Annotated in this window: 11 protein-coding genes; 9 read left to right on the forward strand and 2 right to left on the reverse strand. The window is 59.9% G+C overall.

Annotated elements, in window-relative coordinates; genetic code table 11:
• Positions 1-11: 11 nt before the first annotated feature.
• The 9 genes from QRN36_RS02775 (at position 12) to QRN36_RS02815 (ending at position 10,539) form a co-directional block, all read left to right on the forward strand.
• Positions 12-1,319 carry a CitMHS family transporter gene (locus QRN36_RS02775; protein ID WP_285422720.1) on the forward strand — a complete coding sequence of 436 codons (1,308 nt, stop codon included), beginning with the start codon at positions 12-14 and terminating at the stop codon, positions 1,317-1,319.
• A gap of 64 nt (positions 1,320-1,383) precedes the next feature.
• Positions 1,384-2,151 carry a TerC family protein gene (locus QRN36_RS02780; protein ID WP_093466702.1) on the forward strand — a complete coding sequence of 256 codons (768 nt, stop codon included), beginning with the start codon at positions 1,384-1,386 and terminating at the stop codon, positions 2,149-2,151.
• 309 nt (positions 2,152-2,460) lie between these two features.
• Positions 2,461-4,104 (forward strand): Na/Pi cotransporter family protein, encoded by a 1,644-nt coding sequence (locus QRN36_RS02785; RefSeq protein ID WP_285422721.1) that lies wholly within the window; start codon positions 2,461-2,463, stop codon positions 4,102-4,104.
• Between the two features lie 67 nt (positions 4,105-4,171).
• On the forward strand, positions 4,172-5,554 hold the full coding sequence (locus QRN36_RS02790) for a pitrilysin family protein (protein ID WP_285422722.1): 1,383 nt from the start codon (positions 4,172-4,174) through the stop codon (positions 5,552-5,554).
• 253 nt (positions 5,555-5,807) lie between these two features.
• Positions 5,808-6,983, forward strand: a complete 1,176-nt coding sequence (locus QRN36_RS02795) for a DUF5924 family protein (RefSeq protein WP_373568693.1) — start codon at positions 5,808-5,810, stop codon at positions 6,981-6,983.
• Between the two features lie 10 nt (positions 6,984-6,993).
• Positions 6,994-8,163 carry an ABC transporter permease gene (locus QRN36_RS02800; RefSeq protein WP_285422723.1) on the forward strand — a complete coding sequence of 390 codons (1,170 nt, stop codon included), beginning with the start codon at positions 6,994-6,996 and terminating at the stop codon, positions 8,161-8,163.
• Positions 8,160-8,966 (forward strand): ABC transporter ATP-binding protein, encoded by an 807-nt coding sequence (locus tag QRN36_RS02805; RefSeq protein ID WP_093466694.1) that lies wholly within the window; start codon positions 8,160-8,162, stop codon positions 8,964-8,966. The genes QRN36_RS02800 and QRN36_RS02805 overlap by 4 nt, the downstream gene beginning before the upstream one ends.
• Positions 8,966-9,904 (forward strand): MlaD family protein, encoded by a 939-nt coding sequence (locus QRN36_RS02810; RefSeq protein ID WP_285422937.1) that lies wholly within the window; start codon positions 8,966-8,968, stop codon positions 9,902-9,904. The genes QRN36_RS02805 and QRN36_RS02810 overlap by 1 nt, the downstream gene beginning before the upstream one ends.
• Positions 9,901-10,539 (forward strand): ABC-type transport auxiliary lipoprotein family protein, encoded by a 639-nt coding sequence (locus QRN36_RS02815; RefSeq protein WP_285422724.1) that lies wholly within the window; start codon positions 9,901-9,903, stop codon positions 10,537-10,539. The genes QRN36_RS02810 and QRN36_RS02815 overlap by 4 nt, the downstream gene beginning before the upstream one ends.
• On the opposite strand, the gene QRN36_RS02820 is transcribed toward QRN36_RS02815, so the two are convergent.
• A complete protein-coding gene (locus QRN36_RS02820; protein ID WP_093466688.1) occupies positions 10,512-11,750 on the reverse strand; it encodes a nucleoside recognition domain-containing protein in 1,239 nt (412 codons plus the stop codon). The genes QRN36_RS02815 and QRN36_RS02820 overlap by 28 nt on opposite strands.
• A gap of 234 nt (positions 11,751-11,984) precedes the next feature.
• On the reverse strand, positions 11,985-13,316 hold the full coding sequence (gene gltP / locus QRN36_RS02825) for a glutamate/aspartate:proton symporter GltP (protein WP_285422725.1): 1,332 nt from the start codon (positions 13,314-13,316) through the stop codon (positions 11,985-11,987).
• Between the last annotated feature and the right edge of the window lie 103 nt (positions 13,317-13,419).

A 13,419-nucleotide genomic window follows, 5' to 3' on the forward strand; every position in this document is an offset into this window, starting at 1 on the left:
GGAGTATTGCTATGTTGACCTTCCTCGGCTTCGCCATGGTCGTCGCCTTCATGTACCTGATCATGAGCAAACGCCTGTCGGCGTTGATCGCCCTGATCCTCGTTCCAATCGTCTTCGCCCTGTTCGGCGGCTTTGCCTCCGACATCGGCCCCATGATGCTCTCGGGCATCACCAAGCTTGCGCCGACCGGCGTGATGCTGATGTTCGCCATTCTGTACTTCGCCTTGATGATCGACTCCGGCCTGTTCGACCCGGCCGTGCGCAAAATCCTCAAGCTGGTGAAAGGCGACCCGGTCAAGGTGTCCGTCGGCACGGCAGTGCTGGCGCTGGTCGTGTCACTGGATGGCGACGGCGCCACCACGTACATGATCTGCGTCGCCGCGATGCTGCCGCTGTACAGCCGCCTGGGCATGAGCCCGCGAATCATGGCCGGCCTGATCATTCTGGCCGGTGGTGTCATGAACATGACGCCGTGGGGCGGCCCGACCGCCCGTGCTGCCAGCGCCCTGCACGTCGACCCGTCGGACATTTTCGTGCCGATGATCCCGGCCATGCTGGCGGGTGTCGTGGCGATTCTGGTAATCGCCTATTTTTACGGCAAACGCGAGCGTGCGCGTCTGGGCGAGCTGCATTTGCCGGGCGACGAAGTCGACCATAGCGAGATCAGCGTTTCGCAGTTCCCGGACGCCCGCCGTCCCAAGCTGATCTGGTTCAACGCAGCGCTGACTCTGGCACTGATGGTGGCGTTGATCATGGGCCTGCTGCCGCTGCCGGTGCTGTTCATGATCGCGTTCAGTATCGCGATGATCGTCAACTATCCCTGCCTGCAGGCGCAGAAAGATCGCGTTGCCGCTCACGCGGGCAGCGTGCTGGCAGTGGTCGGGCTGATTTTCGCAGCCGGTATCTTCACGGGTATCCTGTCGGGCACCGGCATGGTCGACGCCATGTCGAAAAGCTTGCTGGCGGTGATTCCCGAGTCGATGGGGCCGTATCTGGCCGTCATTACGGCGATCGTCAGCATGCCGTTCACCTTTTTCATGTCCAACGATGCGTTTTACTATGGCGTCCTGCCGGTGCTTTCGGAGGCCGCGGCGCATTACGGCATCAGTCCGGTGGAAATGGCGCGTGCCTCGATCGTCGGTCAGCCCGTCCACTTGCTGAGCCCACTGGTGCCGTCGACCTATCTGTTGGTGGCGCTTGCCGGCATCGAGTTCGGTGATCATCAGCGCTTCACCCTCAAGTGGGCGGTGCTGGTGTGCGTGTGCATCATGATCGGTGCACTGCTGATGGGGATTTTCCCTGCCTACAGCAGTCTATAAATGCAAATGAACGCCCTCGCCGACACAGGTTGGCGAGGGTCATACAAGCCCAAAGGAAAACGTAATGGAATGGCTGACCAACCCTGAGATCTGGGTTGCTTTCTTCACGCTGACTGCCCTGGAAATCGTTCTGGGCATCGATAACATCATCATGATCTCGATCCTGGTCAGCCGCATGCCGAAGGCCATGCAGCCTCGCACGCGTATTTTCGGCCTGGCCCTGGCGATGATCACGCGCATCCTGCTGTTGTTGTCCATCACGTGGGTGATGCGCCTGACCGATGACCTGTTCGAAGTCTTCGGCCAGGGCATTTCCGGCCGCGACCTGATCCTGTTCTTCGGCGGTCTGTTTCTGTTGTGGAAGAGCTCTCAAGAGATCTACCACGGCATGGAAGGTGAAGAAGAGGAACTCGACGAGCCGAAAGGCAAGGGCGGTCTGTTCCTGTACACCATCATCCAGATTGCGATCATCGATATCGTCTTCTCGCTGGACTCCGTCATCACCGCAGTCGGCATGGTCTCCCATGTCCCTGTCATGGTCGCAGCGATCATTGTCGCGGTACTGATCATGATGCTGTGCTCGGGCGTTATCAGCGACTTCATCGACAAACACCCGTCGCTCAAGATGCTCGCGCTCTCGTTCCTGATCGTGGTGGGTACGGTGCTGATCGCCGAGTCGTTCGATGTGCACGTGCCAAAAGGCTACGTTTACTTCGCCATGGCGTTCTCGCTGGCAGTGGAGGCCATCAACATCAAAATGCGCATGGCCATGGCAAAGAAAAAGGCCATGAAAGACCCTGTGAAACTTCGCAAGGACGTTCCGGGTCAATAACACCCAGTGCGTGTAGCGGTGACAGAACGGGGCATTGGATGCCCCGTTTTTTATTGAGCGGCATGGCCTGGAGAGGTGCAAGCTTGCGCCCACAGTCTTGCCATTGCCGGAGCTGGGCGATTCGAAACGCTTGATTTGTTACAGATTTGTTTCAAGAAATAATCGTCTGTGCCATGCTGGCAATAAGGCCTCAGGCCGACTAAAGCTTTAGTCGAGCGCGCTGAACATCTAGCTGCTCAGGCGCCTTCGCTCGCTACACGCTGCACTTTTAATCTTCTGCCCGTTGGGCAACAACAGGGGGCTTTCCGTATGCTGACCCTGCTCGATTTGCTTTCCGCCGTCGCGCTGTTGATCTGGGGCACGCACATCGTTCGTACCGGCATCCTGCGCGTCTACGGTTCACAATTGAGACGCGTGCTCAGCCAGAACATGTCGAAACGTCCGTTGGCGTTCATCGCCGGGATTCTCGTGACAGCTCTGGTTCAGAGCAGCAACGCCACCGCCATGCTGGTGACCTCGTTCGTGGGTCAGGGCCTGATGGGGCTCACGCCAGCGTTGGCCATCATGCTCGGCGCCGATGTCGGTACGGCCGTCATGTCTCGAATACTGACGTTCGACCTGTCGTGGCTCTCGCCGCTGCTGATTTTCCTTGGCGTGATTTTCTTTCTTTCGCGCAAGCAGACTCGCATCGGCCAACTGGGTCGCGTCGGCATCGGTCTGGGCCTGATCATCCTCGCCTTGCAGTTGATCGTGACCGCTGCGGCGCCGATCACTCAGGCCGCCGGCGTGAAGGTACTGTTCGCTTCACTCACAGGTGATCTGCTGCTCGATGCCCTGGTCGGCGCGATGTTCGCGCTGATTTCATACTCCAGCCTGGCTGCCGTTTTGCTGACGGCAACACTGGCCGGCGCCGAAATCATCAGCCTGCCAGTGGCGATCGGCCTGGTCATTGGCGCCAACATCGGCAGCGGGCTGCTGGCCTTTCTCAGCACCAGCATGCAGAACGTCGCCGGGCGCCAAGTGGCGCTGGGCAGCTTGTTGTACAAGCTGATCGGGCTGTTGCTGATCGTTCCGGTCCTGACGCCGCTCGTGCACTGGATGGACTCGCTGAACGTCAGCCCGTCGAGTCTGGTGATCAGCTTCCACGTGATCTACAACTCGCTGCGCTGCCTGATCATGCTGCCGACGGTGGGACCGATGGGACGCCTGTGCGCTTCGATTCTGCCGCAACAGGCCGAGGTCAACGGTCAGACCAAGCCACGCCATCTGGACCTGACGGCACTGTCCACACCCAGCCTGGCGCTGGCCAATGCCGTTCGCGAGACGTTGCGCATGGGCGATTTGCTCGACAGCATGCTCAACGCCATGCAGGAAGTGTTGCGAGGCAACCAGACGGCCGTGACGCAAGAGGTGCGCCGGCTGAACGACGATATCGAAGTGCTCTACAACGCGATCAAGTTGTATCTGGCACAGATGCCGCGCGAGGATCTGAGCGATCAGGACAACCGCCGCTGGGCAGAAATCATCGAGCTTTCAATCAACCTCGAACTCGCCAGCGGTCTGATCGAACGCATGCTGCGCAAGGTTCAGCAGCAGAAAACCGCCCAGCGCAGGTCGTTTTCCGACGTGGGTCTGGAAGAACTCTCCGGGCTACATGAGCAACTGATCGCCAACCTGCGCCTGGGCCTGTCGGTCTTTCTCAGCGGAGATCCGGAAAGCGCTCGCCAGCTATTGCGGGAGAAACGTCGTTTCCGGGCACAGGAACGGCGTCTGGCGCACGCTCATGTCAGCAGACTGCAACGTAAAATCGTGCAGAGTATCGAGACCAGTTCATTGCACCTTGAGCTGATCGCAGATATGAAGCGGCTCAACTCGCTGTTCTGCAGCAGCGCCTACGCCGTGCTGGAAACAAGTGACACCGGCGCACTCTCCAGTGAGAGCCAGCCCGAGTAATCGAGGTGAACGCAGGGGCCGGTCCGAAGTCTGTTACACATACCGGCCCGCAAGGAAGCCCGTTTTTATGCGTTGCCTGCTGTTCATTTGTTTGTGTCTGACATCCCTCACCTCTATGGCCATCGACCGCTTTCAGGTGGAAGGCTACGTATTGCCCAACGGTTTGCAGTTATTGCTCAAGCCCGCTGAAAAGGGCCACGTGTCCATCCGCCTTGTCGTAGGCGTCGGCTTCGATGATTTCAAATGCGAAGACAAAGAACTGCCGCACTTGCTTGAGCATGTGTTGTTCAGCGGCATCGACAGCAGCGGCGAGGGGGGGCTCGAGCAGCAGATGCAGGCGCTGGGCGGGGAGTGGAACGCGTTCACCAGCAACACTGACACCACATTCGTGATCGAAGCGCCTGCGCAGAATCAGCGCAAGGTGCTGGACCTGCTGCTCAACGTGCTGACCCATACACAGGTGAATCAGGCCAACGTGGACACCGCCAAGCGGATCGTCGAACGCGAGGACGGTGGCCATTACTCGCATCTGCAACGTTGGCTGGACAAACGTGACCTGGGCCACGGCGCCAGCAATCAACTGGCCGTCGAATTGGGCCTCAAATGCCCGGAGCGGCCTGAGCTGGATCACCTCACCGTCGAGCAGATCGAAAACATCCACGACAACTGGTACGCGTCCAACAACATGACGCTGATCATCGTGGGTGATCTGGACAAATTGCTGCCAGCCTATCTGGAGCGCACGTTCGGCCAGCTGAATGCCGTTGACCCCAGCGAACATCCTCCGCTGCTGACGATGTCTGAAAAGGCCGAACCCGAACGCACGCTGGTGCGCGGCGCGCTGGGTGACGGGGCCAAGCTGCATCTGTTCTTCACCGAGCCGGATCTGGGCGAGCAGCACGATGAAACCTGGGATCTGGTGAAGTCCTATCTGGACTGGGCGCTGTACAGCGAGTTGCGTCTGGACAAGGGCTATTCGTATGGCCCTTGGACCGATCGTGAGGCGTTCGGGGATACCGGATTTCTCAGCCTGAATGCCGATCTGTCGCGGGACGACGTCGCCTCTGCGGTGGCGGCCGTGCGTTCGATGCTGGAGCGGTTACGCAAAGAAGGCATGGACCCGGCGACCTTCGCCCGTCTGCAACAGGCGTCCATCGCCAAGCAGGCCTGGGCGGTGCAGGGCAACAGTGCGCTGGCGGACTACTACTGGGGCGCGCTGAACGACTACGACGACGGCCGTTTCGAAGACCCGGCCAAACGTACCCGCGGTGTCAGTCTGGATCTGGCAAACCGTGCGATGCGACAGCTGCTGAGCCAGCCTGGATACTTGCGCATTGAAGAGCCGTTGATCAGCTACGACCAATTGTATGAAATTGGGATGGCGTTGCTGGCGCTGGTCGCGCTCGTGATTTTCTGGCGTTGGCGGGTCTACAAAAGACGCCCGATCTGACAGGAGTGCGCTGAGTCCAGGTCAGTCAGTCAATGTAGAAGCGCGCTTGCCCGCGATCTGAAGCGAAGCGGCAGCAGAACTGCATGTCGGGTTGGTCTGCCACTCCGTGCTGGCAGAGATGACTGCTGCTATGTGCCACACAGAGGGAAATCGCGCGCCGATGCGGTCGGCATAAGTGGTTTCCGTGCACGTGTGAACTGTGATCATTGGTATCCTGCCAAGGATTTTTCCTACCGCCAAAGTGAACACCGAAATGCCGGACTTGAACGCCATCATGCAGAACTCTCACGTACAGCGCGTACTGGAGTTCATCAAGCGCTACCCGGGGGTGATTGCATTCTTCGGCTTCTGCTCGGGGATCGGCAGCTTCATTCTGGTGGACCGTCAGGCCAAGCTTGCGACGTGGATCGCGGTCATCATGCTGGTCAGCTGGCTGTGGCTGATGGTGGAAAACAGCGCTGTCGCATTGATCGCCAGGATCTTCAAACGCGAGATCCCACAGCCTTTACTGCGCTACGCCACGCAGATGATTCATCAGGAAAGCCTGTTCTTCGTTCTGCCGTTCTTCTTCGTCACTACCACATGGAACAGCGGCCAACTGGTGTTCACCGGCATCCTGGCGGCTGCGGGGCTGGTATCGATTACCGACCCGCTGTACTACAAATGGCTGGCGCCACGCCGCTGGCTGTTCATGGCGTTGCACACCCTGACGCTATTCGCCGCCTTGCTCACGGCGCTGCCGGTCATCCTTCACCTGACCACCGCTGAAAGCTACAAGCTTTCGCTGATCACGGCGATGCTGCTGTCTTTTCCGAGCCTGGCCTCGAGTTTCCCGATCAACAACTGGAAACGCGCAATCGGGCTGGTGCTGATGACGCTGGCCATCGGCGGAGCAGGCTGGTTGTTGCGCTCGTGGGTGCCGCCGGCCACGCTGTGGCTGACCGAAGTCGCCGTGAGCACCCGGTTCGACAACCAGAACAGGACGCCGGGCGAGAGCATTCAGGAGATCGGCGTCAATCAACTGCGCAGCTCCGGCCTGTACGCTTACACCTCGATCAACGCGCCGCGCGGCCTGGACGAGCGCATTTACCATGTCTGGCGGCATAACGGCGAAGAGGTCGATCGAATTGCTCTAGACATTCATGGCGGACGTAAGGAAGGCTATCGGGCCTGGACCCACAAACAGAACTTTCCTCCTGATGTACTGGGCAAGTGGCAGGTGCGTGTGCTGACCGAGGATGGCCAGATGATCGGGGTGTTGCGCTTTGAAGTCACCGACACAGACCAGCCTGCAGTCACTCGCAAGAAGATCACGCCAGCGGGCCTGAAACCAGGGGCAGACGACGCTGGCCCGGCGGATTCCGACACGCCGAAAACCGATGACAAATCGCCAGCTGAGAGCTCGCCTGATCCGGCCAAAACCAACTAAGCTCGCTCCCATGACGCCACTGACACACCTTGCTACCAGCGCTTCCCAGGTTTCGGGAAGCGTCTTACTGGATACTTCGACCGATCCCACGCAGCTGCGGATCGCCGGAGACTGGACGCTTGCCCATTATCGAGCGCTCAAGCATCAGACAGACGCGCTCAGCTCAGGCTTCGGACCCAGTACGCAGGTAGACATGAGCCAGCTGGGCGCGCTGGATACCGCCGGCGCGTCGTTGCTGGTCGAGCTGCTGGGAGTGCAACGTCTGCGCCTGCTGGCAGTTCAGGCGCCCAATTTGCCGGAGTCCAGTCGCGCGCTCATGCAGACCATTCAGAGCGCGCTGAGTGATTACTGCCAGCCGCTGAAAGATCCAGAGGTGGCCGTTGGCACCCAACTGCTGGCCCGGATCGGCTGCGCAGTCGATGTCATTCTGAAGGACACCCTGCAGTTGCTGGGTTTCATCGGCCTGATCCTGCAAACCATGGTCACGACACTGCTACGCCCACGGCGCTGGCGGACCACCTCGGTCATCGCCCATATCGAACAGATTGGCCTGGACGCAGCACCCATCGTGGCACTGCTGACCTTCATGGTGGGCGCTGTCGTGGCGTTCCTGGGCGCCACCGTGTTGAAGGCATTCGGCGCGACAATTTTCACCGTCGACCTGATCGGCTTCTCGTTTTTGCGCGAATTTGCCGTGCTGCTCACGGCGATTCTATTGGCAGGCCGCACGGCCAGCGCGTTCACTGCGCAGATCGGCTCGATGAAAGCCAATGAAGAGCTCGATGCCCTTCAGACGCTGGGAATGAGTCCTACTGAGATGCTGGTGCTGCCTCGCGTTCTGGCGCTGCTCATCTCACTGCCGATGCTGACGTTTCTCGCGATGATCTGCGGCATCGTTGGCGGCGGCGTGGTCTGCGCACTCTCGCTGGGCATTTCCCCGGCCATGTTCCTGTCGTTAATGCAGGCCGACATCGGCGTTCAACACTTTCTGGTGGGTATCGTAAAAGCGCCGATCTTTGCATTCTTCATCGCCGCGATCGGGTGTCTTGAGGGCTTCAAGGTCGAAGGCAGTGCCGAGTCAGTGGGCGCTCACACCACATCGAGCGTGGTGCAGTCGATTTTCGTGGTCATCGTGCTGGATGCACTGGCCGCGATGTTTTTCATGGAGATCGGCTGGTGACCAGACGGTGCGTACAACCCAGCGAAACGGTCATCCAGGTGCGCGGCCTGAGCAATCGGTTCGGGCCGCAAGTGGTGCACGAGCATCTCGACCTTGATCTGTATCGCGGGGAGATCCTGGCCGTCGTCGGCGGCTCGGGCAGCGGCAAATCGGTGCTGTTGCGCAGCATTGTCGGATTGCAGCGCCCCGCTGCAGGTAATGTCCGCGTGTTGGGTCAGGATTTGCTGAATCTGCCGGACAAACAACGCTCTCAAGTTGAACGACGTTTCGGCGTGCTGTTTCAGAAGGGCGCGTTGTTCTCCTCGTTGACCATCACTGAAAACGTTGCCCTGCCGTTGATCGAGCACGCCGGCTTGAACCGCGAAGAAGCCGAGCATCTGGCCGGGATCAAGATGGCGCTGGCCGGACTGCCGCTGTCGGCCGCGCACAAATACCCGGCGTCGCTGTCGGGCGGGATGATCAAACGGGCGGCATTGGCCCGAGCGCTGGCGCTGGATCCGGACATCCTGTTTCTGGACGAGCCGACCGCCGGGCTGGACCCCATCGGCGCCGGGGCTTTCGATCAACTGATTCTCACGCTGCGAGACGCATTGGGCTTGAGCGTGTTCATGGTCACCCACGATCTGGACACGCTGTACACCATTACCGACCGGGTCGCGGTCCTGGCGCAGAAACGGGTGTTGGTGGCCGACAGCATCGACAAGGTGTCGGCGTACAAGGATGACTGGATTCACGAATACTTTCATGGCCCGCGCGGCCGCTCGGCCTATGCAGCGGCCACTCACCCACACGAGGTCTCATGATGGAAACCCGCGCCCATCACGTCTTGATCGGCCTGTTCACAGTGATCGTGGTCGCCGCCGCGCTGCTGTTCGGCCTGTGGCTGGCCAAGTCCAGCGTGGACACAGCGTTCAAGGATTATCAGGTCGTGTTCAACGAAGCCGTGACAGGCCTGTCGCGAGGCAGTCCCGTCCAATACAGCGGCATCAAAGTGGGTGACGTGGTCAACCTGCGTCTGGACCCTCAAGACCCGCGCCGCGTACTGGCGCAGATTCGCGTCGCCGGCGAGACACCGATCAAGCGCGACACGTTTGCCAAACTCGCGCTCGCTGGCATCACCGGCACCTCGATCATTCAGCTCAGCGGCGGCACGCCACAGAGCGAGCCTCTGAAGGGCGAAGACGGCAACCTGCCGGTGATCATCGCGTCGCCATCGCCGATTTCACGTTTGCTCAACGACAGCAACGACCTGCTGACCGGCATCAACACGCTGCTGCACAACACCAACGAGATGTTTTCTTCGGACAATGTGAAGACGCTGACCAAAACCTTGCAGCATCTGGAACAGACCACCGGAGTCATCTCAGATCAGCGTGACGATATCCGACAGGCGCTCAAGCAGATGACGGTTTTGAGCAAGCAGGCAGGCACCACGCTGGAGCAGACATCGACCTTGATGCGCAACGCCAACCAACTGCTGACCAGTGACGGCAAGCAAGCCATCGCCAGTGCGCAGCAGGCGATGAAGTCGCTGGAGCAGAGCAGCCTGACCATCAACGCATTGCTCAAAGACAACCAGGACTCGGTCAATGGCGGTCTGCAGGGCCTGGGTGAACTGGGTCCGGCGATCCGCGAACTGCGCGAAACCCTGTCGTCACTCAAAACCATCTCACGCAGCCTGAATGCCAACCCCAGCGGGTATCTGCTCGGCAGCGACAAGAACAAGGAGTTTGAGCCATGAGGCTTGCCGGTCACTCAATTACCCGACTGCTGCTGGTGACTGCCCTGTTGTCGACGGCAGCGTGCTCCATTTTGCCCAAGCAGGAGCCGTCTGACGTCTACCGGCTGCCGACTGCGTCAGCCACCAGCAAAGCGCAGACGCCTGCGCCCTGGTCTCTGCGGGTCGTGCGTCCCAAATCCAGCGAGACTCTGGACAGCGCCCGTATTGCGGTGATCCCGCAGGGTGACGTGATCAGCAGTTACAAGGGCGCGCGATGGAGCGACCCGGCGCCCGTGTTGCTGCGCAATCGCCTGACCGACGCGTTTTATCGCGACGGCCGGGTGCTATCGATCAGCACCGATGACAGCAACTTGCAGGCGGATTTCGAGCTGGGCGGCGAGTTACAGGCCTTTCAGAGCGAGTACCGCGGGCATGCCATCGAAGTGGTGATTCGACTGGATGCGCGGCTGTCCGATGAGCGTCAGCGCATCGTAGCCAGCCGCCGTTTCGAGGTGCATCAACCCGTGGGCGACAAGCAGGTTGCGGCCGTTGTGGCGGGATTCGGCCAAGCCAGCGACTCGCTGGCGGCCCAGGTTCTGCAATGGACTGTGGAGCAGGGTCAGCGGCACTACACGGCCGAGCCGAAGAACCAGTAGCACACCAGAATGGCAGCGATGACGCCTGCCAGTTCCGCAAGCAGCGCGCAGCCGACGGCATGGCGCGCGCGCTGGATACCCACTGCGCCGAAGTACACGGCGAGCACATAGAACGTGGTTTCGGTACTGCCCTGAATGGTCGCGGCCACCAGCGCCGGGAAGCTGTCGACACCTTGGGTCTTCATGGTTTCGATCAACATGGCACGCGCTGCGCTGCCTGAAAACGGTTTGACCAGCGCGGTCGGAAGGGCATCGACAAAGCGCGTGTCCAGGCCCATCCACTGAATCCCGTGGCGAATCCCTTCCAGAATCAGGTCAAGCGCTCCGGAAGCGCGCAAGACGCCCACCGCGCACAGCATTGCCACCAGATACGGCAGCAAGTTCTTCGCCACGTCGAAGCCTTCCTTCGCGCCTTCGACAAATGTTTCGTAGACCTTGACCTTGCGCAGCGCGCCGATCACCAGAAACACCATGATGATGCCAAACAGCGTGACGTTGCCCAATATGGACGAAAGGCTGGAAAGCGCGGTAGCGGACAACCCGGCCAGCACCGCCATGAAGCCGCCAAGCAACAGCGCTCCGGGCACCAGATAGGCCAGCACCACCGGATCCCACAAGCGCAGGCGCTGCATGACCGCGACCGAAAGCAGGCCCACCAACGTCGACGCGCTGGTCGCCAGCAGAATCGGCAGGAACACCATGGTCGGATCGACCGCGCCTTGCTGCGCCCGGTACATGAAGATGGTCACCGGCAACAGCGTCAGCGACGAGGCATTGAGGACCAGAAACAGAATTTGCGCATTGCTTGCAACGGTCTGGCTGGGGTTGAGTTCCTGCAGCGAGCGCATGGCCTTGAGGCCGATTGGCGTGGCAGCGTTATCAAGGCCCAGTGCGTTGGCGGCGAAATTGAGGGTGATCAGGCCCAGAGCAGGATGGCCGCGCGGGACTTCAGGCATCAGACGATGGAACAGTGGCGCGAGCACCTTGCCCAGCCAGTCAACGATTCCGGCCTTTTCAGCGATGTTCAGGAAGCCGAGCCACAACGTCAGCGTGCCGAACAGCAGCACCATCACCTCAACCGAAAGCTTGGCCATGGCGAAGATGCTTTCAACCATCGCCGCGAAGATCCCTGCGTTGCCGCCAATCAACCACTGCGCCAGCGCGGAAATCGCCGCAACCACGAAAAAGCCAAGCCATAGGCCGTTGAGCATCGGTAAGTCCCCTCGGAAGATGCGGGGATGATAGCGGCGAGGGCGCAAACAACAAACCCTATCCCACATTTACCAGACACGACGCGCGGACTTGAGGCGCCACGCGCTTACGATGTCATGCGGCGCGGCCCGCGATCTGCGGCGAGAGCACACCACCGTGGGAGCGGCCAGCTGAAACTCAAAACAACAAACCCCGCATGAGGGCGGGGTCCGTTGGTCAGCTCTGCTCAGCAATCAATCGACTGTCGACTGACCGGCAGGCAGGGATTCCTTGCTGCGCCAGTGCGGCAGGGAGTTCCAGTAACGTTCGCCCTTGGCGTCGTCGTACATGCCTTCCCAGCGCGCGATGACCAGTACCGCCAGCGCGTTGCCGATCACATTCAAGGCCGTACGCGCCATGTCCATGATGCGGTCGACACCCGCGATGAAAGCCAGGCCTTCGAGCGGGATACCGACGCTGCCCAGCGTCGCCAGCAACACCACGAACGACACACCCGGAACGCCCGCGATGCCTTTGGAGGTCACCATCAGCGTCAGCACCAGCATCAGCTGTTGACCGATCGACAGGTCAATCCCGTAAAGCTGCGCGATGAACAGCGCTGCGATGCTCTGATACAGGGTCGAGCCATCCAGGTTGAACGAGTAACCGGTCGGCACCACAAAGCTGCTGATGGCCTTCGGTGCACCGTAGGCTTCCATCTTCTCGATCACGCGAGGCAACACGGTTTCGGAACTGGCAGTGGAGTAAGCCAGCACCAATTCGTCTTTGAAGATGCGCATCAGCTTGATCACCGAGAAGCCAAACAGGCGTGCGATCAGGCCCAGCACCACGAACGCGAAGAAGGCGATGGCGGCGTAAACCAGAATCACCAGCTTGGCCAGCGGCAGCAGTGAGGCAAAACCGAAGTTGGCCACGGTCACGGCAATCAGTGCGAACACACCGATGGGCGCGTAGTTCATGATCATGTGAGTGACCTTGAACATCGTTTCCGATACACCCTGGAATACCTTCACCAAAGGCTCTCGCACTTCGGCATTCAGGCTCGAAAGCCCCAGGCCGAAGAACACTGAGAAGAAGATGATCGGCAGCATGTCGCCACGTGCGACGGCAGCGAAGATGTTCGAAGGGATCAGATTGAGGATGGTCGCGATGAACGCATGATCATGCTGCACTTCGGCCGTGGTCTTCTCATACTGCGAGATATCCACCGTCCCCAGCGTGCTCATGTCAATGCCGGTGCCGGGATGGAAGACGTTGGCAAGCAGCAAACCGACCACAATTGCGATCGTGGTGACGACTTCAAAATAAAGAATGGTCTTGAGGCCGATGCGGCCCAGCTTCTTGGCGTCGCCAACGCCAGCGATTCCAACGACCAGCGAAGAAATCACGATAGGGATGACGATCATTTTGATCAGACGAATGAAGATGTCGCCCGCCGGTTGCAAAATGTTGCTGATCCACCAGGCCTTCTCGGCGCTGAAGTGGTTCAGTACCGCGCCAAGCGCGATGCCCAGGACCAGGCCGATGAGGATCTGCCAGGCGAGGCTCAGTTTTGCCTTCTTCATGTCATTACCCTTGTTGTAGTAGCTGTGACACTTCTCAACCAGCGCTGCACGTCTGTTGTACGCGTTCAAGCGCAGGTGCCCTTGGAAATGTCCAGAAGGTGAC

The organism is Pseudomonas sp. efr-133-TYG-103a (genome assembly GCF_030209235.1).
Lineage (GTDB): Bacteria > Pseudomonadota > Gammaproteobacteria > Pseudomonadales > Pseudomonadaceae > Aquipseudomonas.